General features: G+C 62.5%; 25 protein-coding genes. 11 read left to right on the plus strand and 14 right to left on the minus strand.

The annotated features are described in order from the left end of the window. Positions 1-26: 26 nt before the first annotated feature. The 3 genes from yihG to ACSSVC_RS08545 are packed head-to-tail and all read right to left on the minus strand — an operon-like array spanning position 27 to position 3,428. On the minus strand, positions 27-932 hold the full coding sequence (gene yihG, locus ACSSVC_RS08535) for a 1-acylglycerol-3-phosphate O-acyltransferase, YihG family (protein ID WP_346633611.1): 906 nt from the start codon (positions 930-932) through the stop codon (positions 27-29). Then, positions 933-3,032 (minus strand): phosphate acetyltransferase, encoded by a 2,100-nt coding sequence (pta, locus tag ACSSVC_RS08540; protein WP_346633610.1) that lies wholly within the window; start codon positions 3,030-3,032, stop codon positions 933-935. A gap of 57 nt (positions 3,033-3,089) precedes the next feature. Next, positions 3,090-3,428, minus strand: coding sequence for a DUF3565 domain-containing protein (locus ACSSVC_RS08545; RefSeq protein ID WP_346633609.1), 339 nt, complete (start codon positions 3,426-3,428; stop codon positions 3,090-3,092). Between ACSSVC_RS08545 and ACSSVC_RS08550 the strand changes: the two genes are divergently transcribed. From ACSSVC_RS08550 to ACSSVC_RS08560, 3 genes are all read left to right on the plus strand, one after another. After that, on the plus strand, positions 3,397-3,882 hold the full coding sequence (locus ACSSVC_RS08550) for an FKBP-type peptidyl-prolyl cis-trans isomerase (RefSeq protein WP_123727481.1): 486 nt from the start codon (positions 3,397-3,399) through the stop codon (positions 3,880-3,882). The two genes, ACSSVC_RS08545 and ACSSVC_RS08550, sit on opposite strands and share 32 nt — an antisense overlap. 121 nt (positions 3,883-4,003) lie before the next feature. Beyond that, positions 4,004-4,486, plus strand: a complete 483-nt coding sequence (locus ACSSVC_RS08555) for a glutathione peroxidase (RefSeq protein ID WP_102861170.1) — start codon at positions 4,004-4,006, stop codon at positions 4,484-4,486. Between the two features lie 186 nt (positions 4,487-4,672). Beyond that, positions 4,673-5,776, plus strand: coding sequence for an NADH:flavin oxidoreductase (locus ACSSVC_RS08560; protein ID WP_402890618.1), 1,104 nt, complete (start codon positions 4,673-4,675; stop codon positions 5,774-5,776). Here ACSSVC_RS08560 and ACSSVC_RS08565 read toward each other — a convergent pair. Together ACSSVC_RS08565 and cysZ are read right to left on the minus strand one after the other, a co-directional pair. Then, positions 5,773-7,053: a glycosyltransferase family 4 protein gene (locus ACSSVC_RS08565; RefSeq protein WP_492612174.1), complete on the minus strand. Its 1,281-nt coding sequence runs from the start codon at positions 7,051-7,053 to the stop codon at positions 5,773-5,775. The genes ACSSVC_RS08560 and ACSSVC_RS08565 overlap by 4 nt on opposite strands. A gap of 45 nt (positions 7,054-7,098) precedes the next feature. Then, on the minus strand, positions 7,099-7,848 hold the full coding sequence (gene cysZ / locus ACSSVC_RS08570) for a sulfate transporter CysZ (RefSeq protein WP_492612175.1): 750 nt from the start codon (positions 7,846-7,848) through the stop codon (positions 7,099-7,101). Between the two features lie 310 nt (positions 7,849-8,158). On the opposite strand from cysZ, the gene trxB reads away from it, so the two are divergent. After that, on the plus strand, positions 8,159-9,121 hold the full coding sequence (trxB, locus tag ACSSVC_RS08575; RefSeq protein WP_060837566.1) for a thioredoxin-disulfide reductase: 963 nt from the start codon (positions 8,159-8,161) through the stop codon (positions 9,119-9,121). 146 nt (positions 9,122-9,267) lie between these two features. Here trxB and ACSSVC_RS08580 read toward each other — a convergent pair whose 3' ends face one another. The 6 genes from ACSSVC_RS08580 to ACSSVC_RS08605 all read right to left on the minus strand — a co-directional run bounded on the left by ACSSVC_RS08580 (position 9,268) and on the right by ACSSVC_RS08605 (position 12,340). Beyond that, positions 9,268-9,606, minus strand: coding sequence for a HopJ type III effector protein (locus ACSSVC_RS08580; RefSeq protein ID WP_492612176.1), 339 nt, complete (start codon positions 9,604-9,606; stop codon positions 9,268-9,270). After that, on the minus strand, positions 9,599-9,895 hold the full coding sequence (locus ACSSVC_RS08585; RefSeq protein ID WP_025131961.1) for a DUF1244 domain-containing protein: 297 nt from the start codon (positions 9,893-9,895) through the stop codon (positions 9,599-9,601). Before ACSSVC_RS08585 ends, ACSSVC_RS08580 begins: the two co-directional genes overlap by 8 nt. Positions 9,896-9,953: 58 nt before the next feature. Continuing rightward, positions 9,954-10,334, minus strand: a complete 381-nt coding sequence (gene folX / locus ACSSVC_RS08590) for a dihydroneopterin triphosphate 2'-epimerase (RefSeq protein WP_346633604.1) — start codon at positions 10,332-10,334, stop codon at positions 9,954-9,956. A gap of 2 nt (positions 10,335-10,336) precedes the next feature. Then, positions 10,337-10,897 (minus strand): GTP cyclohydrolase I FolE, encoded by a 561-nt coding sequence (folE, locus tag ACSSVC_RS08595; RefSeq protein ID WP_346633603.1) that lies wholly within the window; start codon positions 10,895-10,897, stop codon positions 10,337-10,339. Positions 10,898-10,920: 23 nt separating this feature from the next. Further along, entirely contained in the window at positions 10,921-11,631 is a 711-nt protein-coding gene (gene folM, locus ACSSVC_RS08600; RefSeq protein ID WP_346633602.1) for a dihydromonapterin reductase, read from the minus strand. A gap of 139 nt (positions 11,632-11,770) precedes the next feature. After that, positions 11,771-12,340 carry an antibiotic biosynthesis monooxygenase gene (locus ACSSVC_RS08605; RefSeq protein WP_492612177.1) on the minus strand — a complete coding sequence of 190 codons (570 nt, stop codon included), beginning with the start codon at positions 12,338-12,340 and terminating at the stop codon, positions 11,771-11,773. A gap of 211 nt (positions 12,341-12,551) precedes the next feature. Between ACSSVC_RS08605 and ACSSVC_RS08610 the strand changes: the two genes are divergently transcribed. Beyond that, entirely contained in the window at positions 12,552-13,511 is a 960-nt protein-coding gene (locus tag ACSSVC_RS08610) for a MerR family transcriptional regulator (RefSeq protein WP_492612178.1), read from the plus strand. An 18-nt stretch (positions 13,512-13,529) separates the two neighbouring features. Here ACSSVC_RS08610 and ACSSVC_RS08615 read toward each other — a convergent pair whose 3' ends face one another. Together ACSSVC_RS08615 and ACSSVC_RS08620 are read right to left on the minus strand one after the other, a co-directional pair. Further along, positions 13,530-14,135, minus strand: coding sequence for a hypothetical protein (locus ACSSVC_RS08615; RefSeq protein ID WP_346633599.1), 606 nt, complete (start codon positions 14,133-14,135; stop codon positions 13,530-13,532). A gap of 53 nt (positions 14,136-14,188) precedes the next feature. Beyond that, the gene (locus tag ACSSVC_RS08620; RefSeq protein ID WP_317071491.1) at positions 14,189-14,662 is read right to left on the minus strand and encodes a PAS domain-containing protein; all 474 of its coding nucleotides are present in this window, start codon (positions 14,660-14,662) and stop codon (positions 14,189-14,191) included. A 155-nt stretch (positions 14,663-14,817) separates the two neighbouring features. Here ACSSVC_RS08620 and ACSSVC_RS08625 point away from each other — a divergent pair, with 155 nt between their 5' ends. Continuing rightward, a complete protein-coding gene (locus tag ACSSVC_RS08625; RefSeq protein ID WP_346633598.1) occupies positions 14,818-15,273 on the plus strand; it encodes a flavodoxin in 456 nt (151 codons plus the stop codon). On the opposite strand, the gene ACSSVC_RS08630 is transcribed toward ACSSVC_RS08625, so the two are convergent. Continuing rightward, positions 15,254-16,150: a LysR family transcriptional regulator gene (locus tag ACSSVC_RS08630; protein ID WP_346633597.1), complete on the minus strand. Its 897-nt coding sequence runs from the start codon at positions 16,148-16,150 to the stop codon at positions 15,254-15,256. The genes ACSSVC_RS08625 and ACSSVC_RS08630 overlap by 20 nt on opposite strands. 98 nt (positions 16,151-16,248) lie before the next feature. Between ACSSVC_RS08630 and ACSSVC_RS08635 the strand changes: the two genes are divergently transcribed. The 5 genes from ACSSVC_RS08635 to ACSSVC_RS08655 all read left to right on the plus strand — a co-directional run bounded on the left by ACSSVC_RS08635 (position 16,249) and on the right by ACSSVC_RS08655 (position 20,219). Then, positions 16,249-16,635, plus strand: coding sequence for a CidA/LrgA family protein (locus tag ACSSVC_RS08635; protein ID WP_404938244.1), 387 nt, complete (start codon positions 16,249-16,251; stop codon positions 16,633-16,635). Beyond that, positions 16,625-17,311 (plus strand): LrgB family protein, encoded by a 687-nt coding sequence (locus tag ACSSVC_RS08640; RefSeq protein ID WP_346633595.1) that lies wholly within the window; start codon positions 16,625-16,627, stop codon positions 17,309-17,311. The genes ACSSVC_RS08635 and ACSSVC_RS08640 overlap by 11 nt, the downstream gene beginning before the upstream one ends. 144 nt (positions 17,312-17,455) lie before the next feature. Beyond that, complete coding sequence (locus tag ACSSVC_RS08645) at positions 17,456-18,238, plus strand: class II aldolase/adducin family protein (protein WP_346633594.1); 783 nt, start codon at positions 17,456-17,458, stop codon at positions 18,236-18,238. Next, complete coding sequence (locus ACSSVC_RS08650; RefSeq protein WP_346633593.1) at positions 18,238-19,140, plus strand: alpha/beta fold hydrolase; 903 nt, start codon at positions 18,238-18,240, stop codon at positions 19,138-19,140. Before ACSSVC_RS08645 ends, ACSSVC_RS08650 begins: the two co-directional genes overlap by 1 nt. 167 nt (positions 19,141-19,307) lie before the next feature. Then, on the plus strand, positions 19,308-20,219 hold the full coding sequence (locus ACSSVC_RS08655; protein WP_346633592.1) for an SDR family oxidoreductase: 912 nt from the start codon (positions 19,308-19,310) through the stop codon (positions 20,217-20,219). The last annotated feature ends 91 nt before the right edge of the window (positions 20,220-20,310 follow it).

Below are 20,310 nucleotides of genomic sequence, written 5' to 3' on the forward strand. Positions count from 1 at the left end.
GAGCTGGCTTGCCAGCGAAGAGGCCCTCAGGGTTTGGCCGGATACTCGCGATGCAGCACTTCCAGCAGCGCATCCTTGTCCAGCCACTGCTGGTTGATCCAGCCCTGGAATTCCTGGCGATAGGCCGTGTCCTGCTCGTAGTTCTTGCCAATGAACTGCGGCGGAATCTGCACTTCCTCAAAGCGCACCACCACATCCTTGACCCTGCCGCACAGCAGGTCCCAGAAACCGGGGCGTCCAGCGGGGTAGTGGATGGTCACATCGATGATCGATTGCAATTGCTCGCCCATGGCATCCAGGACAAAGGCGATACCGCCGGCCTTGGGTTTGAGCAGGTAGCGGAACGGCGACTGCTGCTGAGCATGCTTGCCCTCGGTGAAGCGTGTGCCTTCGACGAAGTTGAAGATCCCCACCGGGTTGTTGCGGAACTTCGCGCAGGTCTTGCGGGTGGTTTCCAGGTCCTTGCCCTTTTTCTCCGGATGCTTTTCCAGGTAGGCCTTGGAGTAGCGCTTCATGAACGGAAAGCCCAGGGCCCACCAGGCCAGGCCAATCACCGGTACCCAGATCAGCTCCTGCTTGAGAAAGAACTTCAGGGGGCGGATACGCCGGTTTAGCACGTACTGCAAGACCATGATGTCGACCCAGCTCTGGTGGTTGCTGGTGACCAGATAGGAGTGCTGGTAATCCAGGCCTTCAAGGCCGCTGAGGTGCCAGCGGGTGCGGCACACCAGCTGCATCCAGGCCTTGTTGTTGCTGATCCAGGCTTCATGGGTGTGATTCATCAACCAGTGGGTAAAGCGCTGGGTGAGGGCGAAAGGCAGGGCCTTGAAGATCGCCACGCAGAACAGGAACGAGCACAGCAGGATAGTGTTCAGCGCCAACAGGATGGAGGCGATGATCCCGCGCACTACGGCAGGTAGGAATTCCAGCATTTAGACATCCATAGGTCGGTTGGCGGCTTGAATTGCGGTCAGGGCAATGGTGTAGACGATGTCGTCCACCTGGGCGCCCCGGGGCAGGTCGTTCACAGGCTTGCGCAGGCCTTGCAGCATCGGCCCCAGGCTCACGCAGTCGGCGCTGCGTTGCACGGCCTTGTGAGTGGTGTTGCCGGTGTTGAGGTCGGGGAACACGAAGACCGTGGCCTTGCCCGCCACCTGGCTGTTGGGTGCCAGTTGCCGAGCGACGTTTTCGTTGGCCGCGGCATCGTATTGCAGGGGGCCGTCGATCAGTAGCGAGCGCTGGGCTTCATGGGCCAGCAGGGTCGCCTCGCGGACTTTCTCCACTTCTTCGCCACTGGCCGAGTCGCCGCTGGAGTAGCTGATCATGGCCACCCTTGGGGTAATGCCGAAGGCCGCTGCCGAGTCGGCACTCTGCAAGGCGATCTCCGCCAGTTCGCTGGCGCTGGGGTGTGGGTTCATCACGCAGTCGCCGTAGATCAGCACCTGCTCGGGGAACAGCATGAAGAATACCGAGGACACCAGGGTGCAGCCCGGGGCGGTCTTGATCAGTTGCAGGGCCGGACGGATGGTGTTGGCGGTGGAATGAATGACCCCCGATACCAGGCCGTCCACTTCGTCCAGGGCCAGCATCACGGTGCCGATGACCACCGGGTCTTCCAGTTGCTGCTCGGCCATGGGCGCGTTGAGGCTCTTGCTCTTGCGCAGGGCCACCATGGGCTCGATGTAGCGCTCGCGAATCAGGTCCGGGTCGAGAATCTCCAGGCCTTCCGGCAGTTCGATGCCCTGGGCCCGGGCGACCGCGTGAACCTCTTCCGGCTTGGCCAGCAGCACGCAGCGGGCAATGCCCCGAGCCTGGCAGATGGCGGCGGCCTGTACGGTCAAGGGTTCGCTGCCTTCAGGCAGGACGATACGCTTGTTGGCTTCCTGTGCCCGCTGGATCAACTGATAGCGGAACACTGCCGGCGACAGGCGCATTTCCCGCGGAGTGCCGCAGCGCTGGTGCAGCCAGTTGGCGTCCAGGTGGCTGGCGACGAAGTCGGTGATGATTTCCGCGCGCTCGCGGTCATCGATGGGGATTTCCTTGTTCAGGCCATTGAGCTGGTTGGCGGTGTCGTAGGAACCGGTGCTCACCGAAAGTACCGGCAAGCCGGCGTTCAGGGCTCCACGGCACAGCTCCATGATCCGTGGATCGGGCAGGGTGTCACTGGTCAGCAGCAGGCCGGCCAGGGGCACGCCGTTGATGGCCGCCAGGCTCACGGCGAGGATGATGTCGTCGCGATCGCCGGGGGTCACCACCAGCACGCCGGGCTTGAGCAGTTCCACGGTGTTGCGCATGGTGCGGGCGCAAATGATGATCTTGGTCATGCGCCGGGTTTCATAGTCCCCGGCATTGAGCACCTGGGCGCCCATCAGGTCCGCAACGTCACGGGTGCGCGGTGCGTTCAGTTCCGGCTGGAAGGGAATGCAGCCCAGCAGGCGGAAGTCGCCGCTGCGCAGTAACGGTGAGTGCTCCTTCAAGCGGGCGGAGAACGCCTCCATGCTTTCATCGGTACGCACCTTGTTGAGGATCACCCCCAGCACTTTCGGGTCCCGCGGCCCGCCGAACAACTGCGCTTGCAACTCGACCCGGCCGGACAGTTCGGTGAGCACTTCGTTTTCCGGAGCAGAGACCAGGATCACTTCGGCATCCAGGCTTTTGGCCAGGTGCAGGTTGACCCGGGCGGCGTAGCTGGCGCTGCGGGTTGGCACCATGCCTTCGACGATCAGTACATCCTTGCCGATGGCGGCCTGCTGGTAGAGGGTGATGATTTCCTCTAGCAGTTCATCCAGCTGGCCATCGCCGAGCATGCGTTCCACATGGGCCAGGCCCAAGGGCTGCGGTGGTTTCAGGCCGTGGGTACGGGCCACCAGTTCTGTGGACCGCTCGGGGCCGGTATCACCCGGATGCGGTTGGGCAATGGGCTTGAAAAAGCCGACCTTGAGGCCGGCCCGTTCCAGGGTACGCACCAGCCCGAGGCTGATGGAGGTCAGACCCACACCAAAATCGGTGGGCGCGATGAAAAAAGTTTGCATGCGAATTCTCAGAAGGTGCATGGCAAAGGCGACGGTCTAAGGCCGTCTGCCTGCTAGTCAGACGCTAAGGTTATCGTTTCCCGGGTCCTGAGCACACCAGCCGCAGGCAAAGGGCTGGCCTATTTTTTCTGTGCGCTGCCTTGGGTCCAGGACCCAGGCTCGGGATTGCCAGGGCGGCTGGTGGCGCAGGTGCTGGGTATGGCCGCAGGACAGTTGCGCCACCCAGTGGCCGTCTTCATCCTGATGAAATCCCAGGATTGTCGACGGATTTTTCCCGTTCCGTTGGTCTGGGTTCCGTTCGCTTTCGAGCGATTGCTTCGCTAAACTTGGACGTTCTTCATTCTTATGCAAAAGGTCCCGCCCCATGCTGATCGCCGCCAATAAGGCTGTCTCCATCGACTATACCCTCACCAACGACGCTGGTGAGGTCATCGACAGCTCTGCCGGCGGCGCCCCGCTGGTTTACCTGCAAGGTGCAGGTAACATCATTCCTGGTCTGGAAAAGGCTCTGGAAGGCAAGCAAGTCGGTGACGAACTGAAAGTTGCCGTAGAACCTGAAGATGCCTACGGCGAATACGCTGCCGAACTGGTCAGCACCCTGAGCCGCAGCATGTTCGAAGGCGTCGACGAACTGGAAGTGGGCATGCAGTTCCACGCTTCCGCTCCGGACGGCCAGATGCAGATCGTGACCATCCGTGATCTGGACGGCGACGACGTTACCGTCGACGGCAACCACCCGCTGGCCGGTCAGCGCCTGAACTTCCAGGTCAAGATCGTTGCCATCCGTGATGCCAGCCAGGAAGAAATCGCTCATGGTCACGTCCATGGCGAAGGTGGCCATCACCACTGATTTTCTGCGCTAAGCTCAAGCTTACTGGAGAGGCGCCCGAGGGCGCCTTTTTAGTCCGCGGCTTTTGGCTGTACTGTCGAGAGGCTGTTTTCTGTAAGAACACAGGAATTTGGAGTTCGTCATGAGTGCTTTTCACGACCTTAAATTGAAAGCCCTGGATGGTCAGGAGCTGCCGCTCGCGCCCTTCAAGGGGCAAGTCGTGCTGGTGGTCAACGTCGCCTCCAAATGTGGTCTGACACCACAATATGCGGCGTTGGAAAATCTCTACCAGCAATACAAGGCCCAGGGATTCAGCGTGCTGGGGTTACCTTGCAACCAGTTCGCCGGGCAGGAACCGGGCACCGAGCAGGAGATCCAGGAATTTTGCAGCCTCAACTACGGGGTGACCTTTCCCTTGAGCAGCAAACTGGACGTGAACGGTCCCGAGCGCCATCAGTTGTACCGTTTGCTGGCGGGCGAGGGCGCCGAGTTTCCTGGGGATATCACCTGGAACTTCGAGAAATTCCTGCTGGGCAAGGACGGTCGGGTACTGGCGCGTTTCTCGCCCCGTACCGCTCCCGATGATCCGACAGTGGTCCAGGCCATCGAAAAGGCCCTGAGCTAACCACTGACGGGCACCTCTTTCACGCCGCTGCAATGCGGCGTTTTTGCATCTAAATCACTCAAATCAATAATGCTGTGCAGCGCTATGAGGGGGCAATATTATCCTCATCATAAGTGCGCCGGGGCAGGTACCCGGCGCAGTCTTGTGCGTCGAGTCTCGACTCAAGCCTTTTTGTCGGAGTGCAGCATGCCTGTTCAAGCCTTGTTCAAACCCTTTCAACTCGGCGCGCTGGAGCTGCCGACCCGCGTAGTGATGGCGCCGATGACCCGTTCGTTTTCTCCGGGCGGCGTGCCCAACTCCAAGGTCATCGAGTATTACCGCCGCCGTGCTGCTGCGGGTGTCGGCCTGATCATCACCGAGGGCACCACGGTGGGCCACCAGGCCGCCAATGGTTACCCCAATGTGCCGCAGTTCCATGGCGAGGCGGCCCTGGCCGGCTGGAAGAAGGTGGTGGATGCGGTCCACGCTGAAGGCGGCAAGATCGTTCCGCAACTGTGGCATGTGGGCAATGTGCGGCGCCTGGGCACCGAACCGGACGCCAGCGTGCCCGGTTATGGCCCGACCGAGAAGCTCAAGGACGGCAAGGTGCTGGTGCACGGCATGACCCACCAGGACATCCAGGAAGTGATCGCTGCCTTCGCCCAGGCCGCCAAGGATGCCCAGAGCATCGGCATGGACGGCGTGGAAATCCATGGCGCCCACGGCTATCTGGTGGACCAGTTCTTCTGGGAAGGCGCCAACCAGCGCACCGACGAATACGGCGGCGACCTGGCTCAGCGCTCGCGTTTCGCCATCGAATTGATCCAGGCGGTACGGGCTGCCGTCGGCCCGGATTTCCCGATCATCCTGCGCTTCTCCCAGTGGAAGCAGCAGGATTACAGCGCACGTCTGGTGCAGACCCCGGAAGCTCTGGGCGCCTTCCTCAAGCCGCTGGCAGATGCGGGTGTGGATATCTTCCACTGTTCGACGCGACGCTTCTGGGAACCGGAGTTTGAAGGTTCCGATCTGAACCTGGCAGGCTGGACCCGCAAGCTCACCGGCAAACCCACCATTACCGTGGGCAGCGTCGGCCTGGACGGCGAGTTCCTGCAGTTCATGGTCGACACCGACAAGGTGGCGCAGCCGGCCAGCCTGGAAAACCTGTTGCAGCGTTTGAACAATGAAGAGTTCGACCTGGTGGCCGTGGGCCGTGCCTTGCTGGTGGACCCGGATTGGGCGCAGAAAGTCCGTGACGGCCGCGAACAGGACATCCTGCCGTTCAGCCGTGAAGCACTGATGTCCCTGGTTTAACGCCTGGCTCCGGGCGGTGAGGGGGGCAGCCTCCTTGCCGCGCCGAGTGCTTCTGTGGCGCTGCGTGGTTCCAGCACCGCCTCGATCATCCCTTCGTAATCCGCTGCCGGTGCTTGCTGGCAGGCACTGCGCAACTGATCCTCGAACTGTTCGATCACGGCCGGCCAGCCCTGGCGGCTGGCGTGTTGACGGGCGTTGAGGCGTACCCGGCGCAAGGTTTCCACCTCTTCCAGCAACCAGCTGGCGGCGTCACAGAACGCGCCTTCATCTCCGGGCATGGCCAGCACGCCGTCATAGCCATGGCGGATATGCTGGGCGGCGGCTGCCTGATCGTAGGCCACTACCGCCAGCCCGGAAGCCAGGGCCTCGAGCACCACATTGCCGAAGGTTTCGGTGAGGCTGGGAAACAGGAACACATCCCCCGAAGCGTAATGGGCTGCCAGGGCCTCACCACGCTGACTGCCACAGAACAGGGCTTCGGGCAGGCTCTTTTCCAGGGCCGCCCGTTGCGGTCCGTCACCCACCACGATCAGTTTCATGTTCCGCTGTGGATAAGTGGCCTTGAGCTGCTCGAAGCAGCGCTTGAGCAGGCCCAGGTTCTTCTCCGGAGCCAGGCGCCCGACATGGATCACCGCCAGGTCATCGTTGCCCAGGCCCCAGCGCGTGCGCAGCTCATTGAGGCGTTTGGCCGGATGGAACAGTTGGCTGTCGACGCCCCGGGACAGCAGGGCCAGGCGTTCGAAGTGCCGACGCTCCAGTTCCAGGCGCTGGCTGGCGCTGGGTACCAGGGTCAGCTTTGAGCGGTTGTGGAACCAGCGCAGGTAATGGGTCAGCAAGCGAGTCAGCAAACCCAGGCCGTACTGGGTGGAATACTGCTGGAAGTTGGTATGGAAGCCACTGACCACCGAGATCCCCAGGCGTTTCGCCGCCCGCAGCGCGGACAGCCCCAGTGGGCCTTCGGTGGCGATGTAGAGCACGTCCGGGCGTTGGCGTTTCCAGCGCCGCAGCAGTTTGTGCATCGACGACTGGCCCCATTGCAGCCCCGGATACCCCGGCAGCGGCCAGCCGCGGCACAGCAGCAGGGCCTCGTCGCTGGGGCGGCTCTGATCACATCCCTGGCGCGGGCGCACCAGTTCCACTTGATGCCCACGGGCACGCAGGCCATCACACAGGCGACCAAGGGTATTGGCCACGCCATTGATTTCCGGTGGGAAGGTTTCAGTGATGAGGGTGATGTGCAGAGCTGTCGTCATGGCCTCAGTGTCGACTGAGGCCATGTCGTCATTGTGACGTCTGGATGATGGATTTATGACGCTCCAGCCTTATTTGACCGGCAGGTTCTCCACCCCGCGCTCACGGACCCAGAACAGCGTCGCACCGGCCACGGCGGCCGGCATCATCAGGATATTGACGAAGGGGATCATCAGCGCCAGGTAGACGATGCCGCCAAAGCCCAGGCTCTGCCAGCGCTTCTGGCGCAGCCAGGCGAGCATGTCCTGCCAGCTCATCTTGTGGTTGTCCGCCGGGTAGTCGATGTACTGGATAGCCATCATCCAGACGCCGAACAGCAGCCACAGCGGCGCGGCGATCAGGTTGACCACCGGGATCAGCGACAGGATGAACAGGCCGATGGCCCGGGGCAGGAAGTAGCCGAGCTTGCGCATTTCCCGGGACAGGGTGCGGGGGATCATGGCGATCAGTTCGCCCCAGCTGAAGGGCGGGAAATCATCGGTGCCACGGACCACAGTTTCGACTTTTTCCGATAGAAAGCCGTTGAAGGGGGCGGCGATGATGTTGGCCAGCATGGTGAAGGTGAAAAACACCATCAGCACCACCAGCACCATGAACAGCGGCCAGAGGATGTAGCTGAGAAAACTCAGCCATTGCGGCAGGGTCGGCATCAAGGTGTCGATCCACAGGCTGAACTGGTGGCCGGCGAAATAGATCAATCCGACGAACAGCACCAGGTTGATCACCAGGGGCAGTAGCACGAACAGGCGCAGGCCGGGACTGAGGACCAGTTTCAGGCCCTCACGCAGGTATTGCGGGCCGGACAGTACGGGGGCGGGCATAGAGCGCTCCGAGCAGTTGGAAAACGCGCCGACCTTACCGGCTTTGCGCAGGGGGCGAAAGCACCGTGAACAGGTCGACATCAACGGTAACAAAGACCCTTTCAAAGGGGCCTGCTGAGGATAGAGACCGCCTATGAGCTGGATTGTTAAACCGTATTTCCTTAATCTTCGCCCCCTCTATACGCTTCACCCATTATTTTTTGGACGGGCGAGTTCAAGCCTTCCCCAAGGTTTCGCCGTCCTTTTTTATTCCAGCCGGCAATCCGGCGTTCCGCGCCAGGTCACCCGGGCCGGTCGATAGGAGTGAGTCATGTCTGAAGTACGCCATTCGCGTGTGATTATTCTCGGTTCCGGCCCTGCCGGTTACAGCGCTGCGGTCTATGCCGCCCGCGCCAACCTGAAGCCGTTGCTGATCACCGGCATGCAGGCCGGTGGCCAACTGACCACCACCACCGAAGTCGACAACTGGCCTGGCGACGTACACGGCCTGACCGGCCCGGCGCTGATGGAGCGGATGCGCGAGCACGCCGAGCGTTTCGAAACCGAAATCGTCTTCGACCATATCAATGCCGTGGACTTCGCCGCCAAGCCTTACACCCTGACCGGCGACAGCGCGACCTACACCTGCGATGCGCTGATCATCGCTACCGGCGCCAGCGCTCGTTACCTGGGACTGCCTTCGGAAGAAGCGTTCATGGGCAAGGGTGTATCGGCCTGCGCTACCTGTGACGGTTTCTTCTATCGCAACAAGCCAGTGGCTGTGGTCGGTGGCGGTAACACCGCTGTCGAAGAAGCCCTGTACCTGGCCAACATCGCCAGCACCGTGACCCTGATCCACCGTCGCGAAACCTTCCGCGCCGAGAAGATCCTGATCGACAAGCTCAACGCCCGCGTGGCCGAAGGCAAGATCATCCTCAAGCTCAACGCCAATCTGGACGAAGTCCTGGGTGACAACATGGGCGTTACCGGTGCCCGCCTGAAGAACAACGACGGCAGCTTCGACGAGCTGAAAGTCGACGGCGTGTTCATCGCCATCGGCCACACCCCGAACACCTCGCTGTTCGAAGGCCAGTTGACCCTCAAGGACGGTTATCTGGTCGTGCAGGGCGGTCGTGACGGCAACGCCACTGCCACCAGCGTCGAGGGCATCTTTGCCGCCGGCGACGTGGCCGACCACGTGTACCGTCAGGCCATCACCTCGGCCGGCGCCGGCTGCATGGCAGCACTGGACACCGAGCGTTACCTGGACGGTCTGCAGAACGCTGCACACTGATACCCAGGCCATAAAAAAACCGGCGTAAGCCGGTTTTTTTATGGGTGTTGCATTGTAGGAACCGGCTTGCCGGCGAAGAGGCCCTCGAGCCTTGCGCTGCCTATGTTGGCGCCTTCGCTGGCAAGCCAGCTCCTACAGAGTGCGGCTCAGCGGCGGGTCAGCGGTTGGGCTGCGAACTTCACCCCGGCCAGGCCGTGAGCGATCAGGGCGCGGATATTGCCGTGGTCAGTGCCTTCGGGGGTGGCCAGTACCGAGCGGTAGTGCTCGCCGAAGGCCAGCAGCACCTCTTCGTCGCTCAGGCCTTCCAACAGGGCCAGGCCCAGGGTCTTGCACGAGCCTTCGTTCTGCCCGGCGGCGTTTTCCACGCCGCCGTTGTTGAAGGCCTGGGGCTGGTAGTCGTAACCGGCGGCGACAAAGGCCAGGGTGTCGGCAAAAGCGTGTTCACCGCTGTTCAGGCTGGCGCGCAGGGTGTTCAGATCAGTCATGGGGCTTTCCTTTGGCGAACGCCGCTTGCTGCTCGGCGCTGGCTTCTTTCTGGTAGAGATTTTTCCATTCGGCGTAGGGCATGCCGTACACCACTTCGCGGGCGTCATCGAGGCTGACCTCGATCTGGCGTTGGTCGGCCTCGGCCTTGTACCACTTGGACAGGCAGTTGCGGCAGAACCCGGCCAGGTTCATCAGGTCGATGTTCTGCACGTCCTTGCGGCTGTCCAGGTGGGCCACCAGGCGGCGAAAGGCCGCGGCTTCCAGTTCCAGGCGTTGTTGTTCGGTCATGGGTTTCTCCGGGACAGTGGCAAGTGCCAAGACAGGCACTTGCCGCTGTGGCTGTTCTCTATGCGCCAGCGCGGCTGGCCGCGAGGGTGATCGATACCGATTCGGCAAAGCGCAGGGCGTGGGGTTTGTCGACTTCGACCTCGGCGTACTGCACCGAGAGGTTGCTCATCACCAGGTCCAGCAGTTCCTGGGTCAGGCGCTCCAGCAAGGCGAAGCGATTGCCTTCAACGTGGGCAATGATTGCCTTGGTGATGGTGCGGTAGTTCAGCGCGTGATCGATGTCGTTGTCGCGCACCGCATCCTGGGCGGCATACAGGATGGTCAGGTTGATCAGCACATCCTGCTTGTTGAGGATCTCTTCCTCGTTGATTCCGATATAGGTCCGCAGGAGCAGGTCCTTGACTCGGATACGAGCCATTCCTGGCTGAAGTTGTGGCATTGCTACTTGCTCCGTCCAATCAATTGCAGGAATTCCTGGCGAGTGGTGCTCGAGTCGCGAAAGGCGCCGAGCATCACCGAGGTGTGCATGGTGGAATTCTGTTTCTCGACGCCGCGCATCATCATGCACATGTGCTTGGCTTCGATCACCACCGCGACGCCCGCGGCCTGGGTCACGCTTTGCACCGCGTCGGCGATTTCCCGGGTGAGATTTTCCTGGATCTGCAGGCGCCTGGCGAACATATCGACGATCCGGGCGATCTTCGACAGCCCCAGCACCTTGCCAGTAGGAATATAAGCCACATGGGCCTTGCCGATGAAGGGCAGCAGGTGATGTTCGCACAGGGAGTACAGCTCGATGTCGGCGACTATCACCATTTCGTCGCTGTCGGAGGCGAACAGTGCGCCATTGACGATCTCTTCCACCGACTGGCTGTAGCCATGACACAGGTACTGCATGGCCTTGGCCGCGCGCTTGGGGGTATCGAGCAAACCTTCGCGCTCGGGGTCTTCACCGAGGCCCTTGAGGATCTCGCGGTAGTGTTGGGGCAGGGAAAGGCTCATGCAAGGTCCTCGTGGGGGCCGGCTTATTTAACGTGCCGCCCGCCGTTGACGGTCAAGGTGGTGCCGGTGACATAGGGGTTGTCCAGCAGATAGCGCAGGCTCTGGTAGATCACTTCGCTACCGGGTTCGATGCCCAGCGCGGATTTGGCCAGGGCCTTGGCGCGGTACGCCGCGTCGTCGTCGGGGTTGAACAATAGCAGGGCGGGAGCGATGCCGTTGACCTTGATTGTCGGGGCGTATTTGGCCGCGAAGGACAGCGTCAGGCTGTCCAGCCCGGCTTTGCTGGCGCAGTAGGCGATGTGCTTGCTGCTGCCCTTGCGGGTCACGTCGTCGCTGATGTGGATGATGTCCGCCGGGCTCGAGCGCTGCAGCAACTGCGCGCAATGCAGGTTGATCAGGTAGGGCGCGAGCATGTGCACGTTGAACATCTGGGTAAAGGCGGCGGTTTCCTGGCCGGGGCTTTCTTCCAGCCATTGCGAGGCGTTATGGACGATGGCTCGCAGGCGATCGGTGTGGCTTTTCACTTCGCTGATCAGGGCCAGGATTCCGGCTTCGCTGGAGAAGTCGGCATGCAGCAGGATCGCACCCTTTTCCCGCAGGGTCTGCAGGCCCGGGCGGTCGCTGCGATAAGTGACAATCACCGGCTGCCCGTCTTCCAGCAGGCGCAGGGCACAATGCAGGCCGACACGCTGGCTGGCACCAGTGATCAGGATCGGGGCGGGGGAGGCGTTCATGGAGGGCTCGCGTCGCGGGTAGGGGAAAACTATACCAGCGGGGAAGGCCTTGTGCCTTTAGGCAAAGGGCTTCGCTGGCAAGCCAGCTCCTACACAAGCCAGCTCTTGCGCAGTATGTAGGAGCCGGCTTGCCGGCGAATCACGAATTCTGCGTCGAAGGGGCGCTCGGAAGCGGGCGGGCCGGTGTGCTGTTGAGCCAGTTGGCCAGTAGGCGGGTGGACAGCGGAATGAAGAAGTAGACCATCAATGGGGTCAAGGCCAGGGTGCTGACAAACACTCGGGGCAACAGGCTCAGGTCGCTGAGCAGGGGGCCGAGGACGAAGTTGAACAGCAGCGATACCGGGAAGAACGCCAGCCAGATGGCGACGGCCTGTTTCCAGCGCGGTGGCCGTTGCCCGGCTGCGCCGAACCAGCCATCGATACCGCTGACCCGATGTTCCGATGGGTGGGCAAACAGGTCGCTGCCCCGAGCCAGCCAGGCGGTACGCGAAGCGGAGTGTTCCCAGGTGTGCAGGGTCTGTTCGTCGGCGAAGCGGAAGATGATCTGGAATTCGTCGTCGTCAGGTGGCGGGGCCAGAACGCCGGAACCCAGATAGCCGGGAAAATCGGTGGCCAGTTGTTCGCCTTCGCGCAGCCAGGCGATCAGGTCCTGGTAACGGCCGTCGGCAACGCGCCGGGCAACCATCAGGGTGACGGGTGAGGTAGACATTATGTATCTCCGTAAAACCAATGCGCGGCCTGGGTAAGGCCGTCGCTTGACGTGGCACCGGGGTAGTGGGCCGCGCCTGAAACAAGCAAGGATTATTCCTGATTGGCGCGATGGTACCAATGACACCGGTCGGTTTTTCTCGCGCTTGAAGCATTTGCACCTGGGGGGAGTAGAATGGCCGCCACTTTGTTTATCGGTGTTTTCTCCCCAGATGCCCGTCATGACTGAACTTGCCCCCGTCGCTCCGGCTCCTGACCCCGCCCGTCAGGATGAGCTGTTTCCGATCCGTGAGGTGGCGCGCCTGACCGGAATCAACCCGGTGACCCTGCGGGCCTGGGAGCGCCGCTACGGTCTGATCCAGCCAACGCGCACCGAAAGCGGGCATCGCCTGTATTCCATGCGCGATGTTGAGGCGGTGCGAGAGATTCTTGGTTGGATCGAGCGCGGTGTGGCGGTGAGCAAGGTCGGCAAGATTCTGGCCAAGAGCCGGGCGGCTCAGGCGCAGGTCAAGGCGCCGGTGGACGACGGCCTGCAAGGCGAATACGACCAGTGGCGCGATCAGTTGAAACTGGCGGTGAACGCTTTCGATGAAGAGCAACTGGAACGCCTCTACGGGCAGGTCTTCTCCAGCTACACCTTGGCGGTGGTATTCCAGGACATTTTCCTGCCGTTCTGGAAGCAACTGCTGCAGGACCGGGACACTTTCGGCCAGACCAGCGAGTGGTTGTTCCTGGATGGTTTTTTGCGGGCGCGGATCACACAAAGGCTGTTGTTGCAGCGTGCCACTCAGCGCCAGCAACTGCTGCTGACGGCGCTCAACCCGCAGTGCCGCGAACTGGAGTTGCTGGTGGCGGCGCTGATGCTCGGGCATGACCAGATCGGTGTCCGCCTGCTGGGGCCAGGAGCGCCGTTGGATGAGCTGACCCTGGTCTGCGAAAAACTCAGGCCTGTGGCCTTGGTGGTGTTCTCCAATCATGCGCCGACGGCGGAGTTGCCCAAACGTCTCAAGCGTCTGGCGCTGACCCTGGACTGTCCGTTGATGCTGGCCGGGGATGCGGCGGACCTGGCTCAGGAAAGCTTCAGCGGTTCGCCGGTGGCGTGCCTGGGCAATGAGGGGCGCTTGATGCAGAAGCGCCTGCGGCAGTTCCTCAGCGGTCGCCTGGACACCTGAAGCCGCTGCCGCTCAGTCTCAGGCGTGCAGGGCCGGATGGGTATGGCGGTGCTGCTGGAGGATGAACTGGCGCAGGCGTTCGGTTTCTTCCGCGTCACTCTGATCCAGGCGATAGGCGTAGAAACCGGCTTCGGTCTGGCGCTCGAAGCGCCCGTGCAGGGCAATCCGTTCATATCCCGAAGGGCTGAACCACTGGGCGAACTGCTTGGGCGGACGGGTCCGGTTGCGGATCTCCAGCAACACGCCCTTGAACGACACTTCCCGCACCCACAGGCGTCCGGGCTGGCCACGGGAGTTTTCCAGGGCCACCGGCTCTTCCAACGCTAAGCGCCAGGGCCGGATCATGGGGCCGTCCTCGAAGATGCTCGGCACCCCCAGGCGCAGATGCAGGGCATGGAACTCGTCTTCCACCAGATGCAGGGGGAAGGTCATCTGCTGATTGTCGAAGTGGGCCTGGATGGTGACCTTTTCATTGGCAGCCAGACGGGTCAGCAGGTCACGGATCTGCGAGCCGCCATTGACCAGCAGGCTCGATGTGGCATCGCGCACATTGAGCTGCGGGTTGTGCTGCATGGTCTGGATGAAGTCCAGTTCATCCTGGGTGAGGAGAGCGTCACGCTGCATGATGTTGCTCGAAGGGTGGAGGACAAATCGGCGGGGAATATCCCTACAGACCACTAAACCTGCGACTTATTAGAGCCGTCGGTCGCCTTGAGTGCGGCGAGTTCGGCTTGCACTGCGGCCAACTGCTGCTCCAGCTGGAGCAAACGTTGCTGCGCCTTGATCTGCACGCTGACGTCTTTCTGCACACCAATGAAATAGGTCAGTTGATCGCTGTCGTTGAATACCGGGGTGATCGACAGCTCGTTCCAGAAGTGGCTGCCGTCCTTGCGATAGTTGCGCAGCACCTCGCGGCACGGCTGACCCTGGCTCAGGGCCTGGCGAATCCGTTCCAGCCCCGGCTGGTCACGGTCTCCGGACTGCAGGAAACGGCAGTCCTGATACAGCACTTCGTCGGCGCTGTAGCCGGTCAGTCGCTCGAAAGCCGGGTTCACGTAAATCACGATGTTGTCTTCGCCTTCCTGTTCCGCGACCACAATCCCGTCGTTGGAGGCGTTGATCATCTTTTGCAGCAGATGAGCGTTGATCATCCCGAAGTTCCGCTATCGATCAGCAAGTGCTGGATTCTAAGGCACGCTGGCACGCTGTCCACAGGCACTTTTGAGCTGTGCGGGGCACCAGAAGCGGGATTTTACTCCGTAGCTGGTAATATCCCAGTCTTTTAGTCAGCTTCAGGAACAGATTGATGAAAGTCGCCATCCTTTCCGGCTCGGTGTACGGCACGGCTGAAGAAGTCGCCCGGCACGCCGCCAAGCTCCTCAACGCCGCAGGTTTTGAGGCCTGGCACAACCCGCGGGCCACTCTGGCCGAGCTTCAGGCCTTCGCCCCGCAGGCGTTTCTGGCCGTGACCTCGACCACCGGCATGGGCGAGTTGCCGGACAACCTGCTGCCGCTGTATTCGAGCATTCGCGATCAGTTGCCCGCCGCCTGGCGCGGGCTGCCCGGAGCGGTGATCGGCCTGGGGGATTCCAGCTACGGCGATACCTTCTGTGGCGGTGGCGAGCAGATGCGTGAGCTGTTTGCCGAGCTGGGAGTGGAAGAAGTGCTGCCGATGCTGCGCCTGGACGCCAGCGAGAGCGTGACCCCGGAAACCGATGCCGAGCCCTGGCTGGCCGAGTTGATCAGCGCACTGCGGGGCTGACCGGCTGTTCCCGTAGCAGCGCCAGCCAGGCTTGCGCTGCCTTGGACAGATACGCGCCCTGGCGCCAGATGAAGGCAATGTCCCAGCGCAGATAGTCCGGGGCCTTCAGCGTCAGGCGCACCACCCCCGGCCGCACCAGGCCGCGGGCCACCACACTGGGCAGCAGCACCACGCCTTGACCGGCGGCCACCAGCGCCGCGAGAAAGTCCGCCTGGCCGCTGCGTCCCCCTTCCTTAGGCGTGAAGCCCACCTGCTGGCAGGCCTGGAGCAGCCGGTCGTTGAGCACAAAGCTGCGCTGATAGAGGAGGAAGGGTGTATCCGCCAGTTCTTCCAGGCGCACCTGGGCGTTCATCGCCAGGGGATGCTCGGCGGGCAACAAGGCATCCAGGGGCTCATCGCAGAAGGGTTGATAGGCAAATGCCGGGTCCTTGGGGGTCAGGCTGCCTCCCAGTTCCAGCTCACCGTTGCGCACCGCCTGTTCCACATTCAGGCTGCCGCCTTCGAGCAGTTGCACCTGGATATTCGGGTAGCGCCGGCGGTATTCGGCGAAACGGCTGGCGAACAGTGCATCGCTGCCCAGCAGCGGCAGACCCAGGCGCAGTTCACCCCGTGCCAGTTGGCTCAGGTCATCCAGTTCGCTGAGCAGTTCATGGCGCAGACGCAGCATGCCCTCGGCCCGTTGCAGCACCACGCCACCGGCGGCGGTGAGATGGATGTGCGAGCCCTGGCGCTCCAGCAGGGGCGTGCCGAGGCTCTGTTCCAGTTGCGCGATCTGCTTGCTGACCGCCGACTGGCTGATGTGCAGCGTCCTGGCCGCCTGGGTGAAACCGCCCTGGCGGATCACTTCGACGAAACTGCGCAGTTGTTTGAAATCCATGGTGGTGATTCCAGATTGGAATGGTTTCAAGTCTAACAATTCGCTTCGGTGATGCAGGGGCTTTTCATAAAATAGGCCCCTGAGAGGACTGAACCACCATGAACATTTCCACCTGCAAACGCCTGGGCCGCCTGATCTGTGAACTGGCGGTGCTGCTGGCCATTTACTTTCTCGGTTGCCAGCTGGCCATCTGGCTGCCCTGGCCGATTCCCGGCGGGGTCATCGGCCTGGCGCTGTTGCTGCTGGCCTTCGCCCTGGGCTGGGTCAAGCCGGCGGCGTTGCAACTGGGGGCCGGCCTGCTGATGGCGGAGATGCTGCTGTTCTTCATTCCAGCGCTGATGAGCTTGCTGGACTACGGCGGCCTGCTGCGTCAGGACGGCTGGCGGATTCTGCTGGTGATCGGCATCAGCACCCTGCTGGTGATGCTGGTGACCGCACTCACGGTGGAGATGGTCTGCCGCTGGAGGGTGCGCCATGAAGCTTGAACTGATGCCGATGTTCTGGCTGGCCCTGACCCTGGGGGCGTATCTGTTCAGCCGCTGGATCTATCGGCGCACCGGGCGCTACCTGCTGTCGCCGCTGATCCTGGTGCCGGCCCTGCTGTTGGCGGTTGCCGTGCCGCTGCACACCGCCTATGCCGAGTACGCCGCCAACACCCACTGGCTGATGCTGGTGCTGGGGCCGGTGACCGTCGCCTTCGCCATTCCCATCTGGCAGCAGCGGCAGTTGCTGATACGTCACTGGTCGGCCCTGTTGCTGGGCATGCTGGCGGGCAGCGCCGCGTCCATCGGCAGTTCCTTCGGCCTGGCCAAGGCCCTGGCCCTGGACAGCTCGGTGACCCTGTCCCTGGTGCCACGCTCCATCACCACGCCGTTTGCCATGCCCCTGGCCCATGACCTGGGCGGCGTGCCTGAGTTGACGGCGGTGTTCGTGATGTTCACCGGGGTGTTCGGCGCCATGCTCGGGGGTGTGCTGCTGCGCTGGCTGCCCCTGCGCAGTGCCCTGGCCCGGGGCGCGCTGTTTGGCGTCGGCGCCCACGGAGCCGGAGTCAGCCGGGCCCATGAAGTCGGTGGGGAAGAGGGTTCGGTGGCCGGTCTGGTGATGGTGCTGACCGGGTTGCTGAACCTGTTCGCCGCCCCTTTGCTGGCGTCGGTGCTTTGACGTAAAGCCGCGGGCCAGAGCCTGTTTGCCGGCTGACCCGCTCGGTCATCAAGCTGGCTGCCAATGCAACTCCGCAGCTGACGCGGGCTGTCTAGACTCTGAGGGTTCTCTCATCCAATAAGAACCATCACCGAGGTCCTTGCCGTGAGCCTAGCCCCCGTTCAATCGACACCGAGTGTAAAAAACCAAGTCAGCGCCATCGAGTGGCAAACCCGCCTGGATCTCGCCGCCTGCTACCGCCTGGTGGCCATGCATGGCTGGGACGACCTGATCTTCACCCACATCTCCGCCAAGGTACCGGGAACCGAAGACTTCTTGATCAACCCGTTCGGCATGATGTTCCACGAGATCACCGCCTCGAGCCTGGTGAAGGTCGACCAGGCCGGTAACAAGCTGATGGACAGCCCCTACGAGATCAACCCGGCGGGCTACACCATTCACAGTGCCGTGCACGCGGTGCGCCACGATGTGCTCTGTGTGCTGCATACCCATACTGCCGCAGGGGTCGCGGTGTCGGCGCAGAAGCAGGGCGTGCTGCCCATCAGCCAACAGTCGCTGTTCGTGCTGTCGAGCCTGGGCCATCACCCTTATGAAGGCGTGGCCCTGAACCCCGAAGAGAAAGAGCGGCTGCAGGCCGACCTGGGGGACAACAGCTTTCTGCTGCTGCACAACCATGGCTTGCTGACCTGCGGCGCGAGCATCGCCGACACCTTCCTGATGATGTTCACCTTCCAGCGTGCCTGCGAGATCCAGGTGCTGGCGCAGAATGGCGGCGCCGAGCTGATCAGCATTCCCGCGTCGATCCTGGCCGGGGCCAAGGCGATGATCGCCGGGGTCACCCGCAGTGCCCAGGGCATGGGGGGCGTACTGGCCTGGCCGGCCCTGTTGCGCAAACTCGATCAACTCGACCCGGGTTATAAAGTCTGATGCCTATCGCCGAGATTCCTCTTTGTGTCTGGCGCAAGCACGGCAAGGACTTCGTGTTTCGCGGCCAGCACATTCGTTACTGGGTGGCGGGGCAGGGCGAACCGCTGCTGTTGATCCATGGATTCCCCACGGCCAGTTGGGACTGGCATTACCTGTGGCAACCCCTGGCGCGGCGCTATCAGGTGATCGCCTGCGACATGCTCGGCTTCGGCGATTCGGCCAAGCCTCTGGACCACGAGTACAGCCTGCTGGAGCAGGCCGACTTGCAGCAGGCGCTGCTGGCTCATTTGCGGATCCAGGAGCCGCTGCACCTGCTGGCCCATGACTACGGCGACAGCGTCGCCCAGGAACTGCTGGCCCGGCATTACGAAGAGCGGATCGAGATCGCCAGCTGCGTGTTCCTCAATGGCGGTCTGTTTCCGGAAACCCATCGCCCAGTGCTGACCCAGAAGCTGTTGCTCAGCCCTGTGGGCTGGATGCTCGGGCGGGTGTTCAGCCGCCAGGGGCTGGCGAACAGTTTCCGGCAGATCTTCGGCCCCCAGACGCGCCCCAGCGAGTCGGTCCTGGATGACTTCTGGAGCCTGGTGCAAAGCAACAACGGGCCGCGCATCCTGCACAAGTTGATCGCTTACATCCCCGAGCGGCGGGCCCAGCGCGAGCGTTGGGTCGGCGCCATGCAACGCGGCGAGGTGCCGCTACGGGTGATCGATGGCGCCCAGGACCCGATTTCCGGGGCGCACATGGTGGAGCGCTATCGTCAGTTGATCGCCGAGCCGGACACGGTGCTGCTGCCGGGTATCGGCCATTACCCACAGATTGAAGCGCCGTTGCCGGTGCTCAAGCATTACCTGGGGTTTCGCGACAGGTTGCTCGCGCCGCCACGCCAGGCAGTGGGCTCCTGAGCGCCAGGGCCACTGTGTGGCCCAAGGCACGGGCGCGGTCTTGAGCGGGCGGGGCGATTATCCCGCTGTCTTATTGGGCACCATTCAGGCCCGGACGTTTTTATTGTGACCGCCGGCCGCCTGCCTGACACTCGAAGGATTGTCCATTGGCCCTGCTGGAGTTCGGTATGAGTGAGTCTGTGCGCTTGGAAGACAAAGTGGTGATCATCACCGGAGCCGGCGGAGGCTTGGGGCGGGCCCATGCGTTGCTGTTCGCCAAACATGGGGCCAAGGTGCTGGTCAACGACCTGGGGGGCTCGGCCCAGGGCGAGGGCGCCAGTGCCTCGGCCGCGGATCGGGTGGTGGCGCAGATCCGCGAGGCCGGGGGCATCGCCGAGGCCAACCATGACTCGGTGACCGATGGCGAAAAGATCGTGCAGAACGCCCTGGATGTGTTTGGCCGGGTCGATGTGGTGGTCAACAACGCTGGCATCCTGCGGGACAAGACCTTCCACAAGATGGAGGACACCGATTGGGACCTGGTGTACCGGGTGCATGTGGAAGGGGCCTACAAAGTCACTCGCGCCGCCTGGCCGCACCTGCGGGACCAGGCGTATGGACGGGTGATCTTCACCGCCTCCACCTCGGGCATCTACGGCAACTTCGGCCAGTCCAACTACGGCATGGCCAAGCTGGGCCTGTATGGCCTGACCCGGACCCTGGCGATCGAGGGGCGCAAGAACAATATCCTGGTCAACGCCATTGCCCCTACCGGTGGCACGCGCATGACCGAAGGCCTGATTCCGCCTCAGGTGTTCGAGCAGCTCAAGCCGGAACTGGTGAGCCCGCTGGTGGTGTACCTGGGCAGCGAGCAGTGCGAGGAAACCTCCGGCCTGTTCGAGGTAGGCGGCGGCTGGATCGGCAAGGTGCGCTGGGAGCGCAGCCTGGGCGCCGGTTTCGATCCGCACCAGGGCTTTTCGCCGGAAGATGTGGCGGCCCACTGGCAGCAGATCTGCGATTTCGAGGGGGCGTCCCACCCCAAGGACAACATCGAAGCGCTGAAAGAGATGATGCAGAATCTGCAAAAGTACGCACTCTGACTTCCATCCGGGGAGGTCTTGCGGTCCGGTGATCGGCGCCCTGCGTTGCTGATCACCGGGCGGTCTTTCCTGGCTTGAAAATAGCCGGTCA

Source organism: Pseudomonas sp. E1BtOHC1 (genome assembly GCF_058744285.1).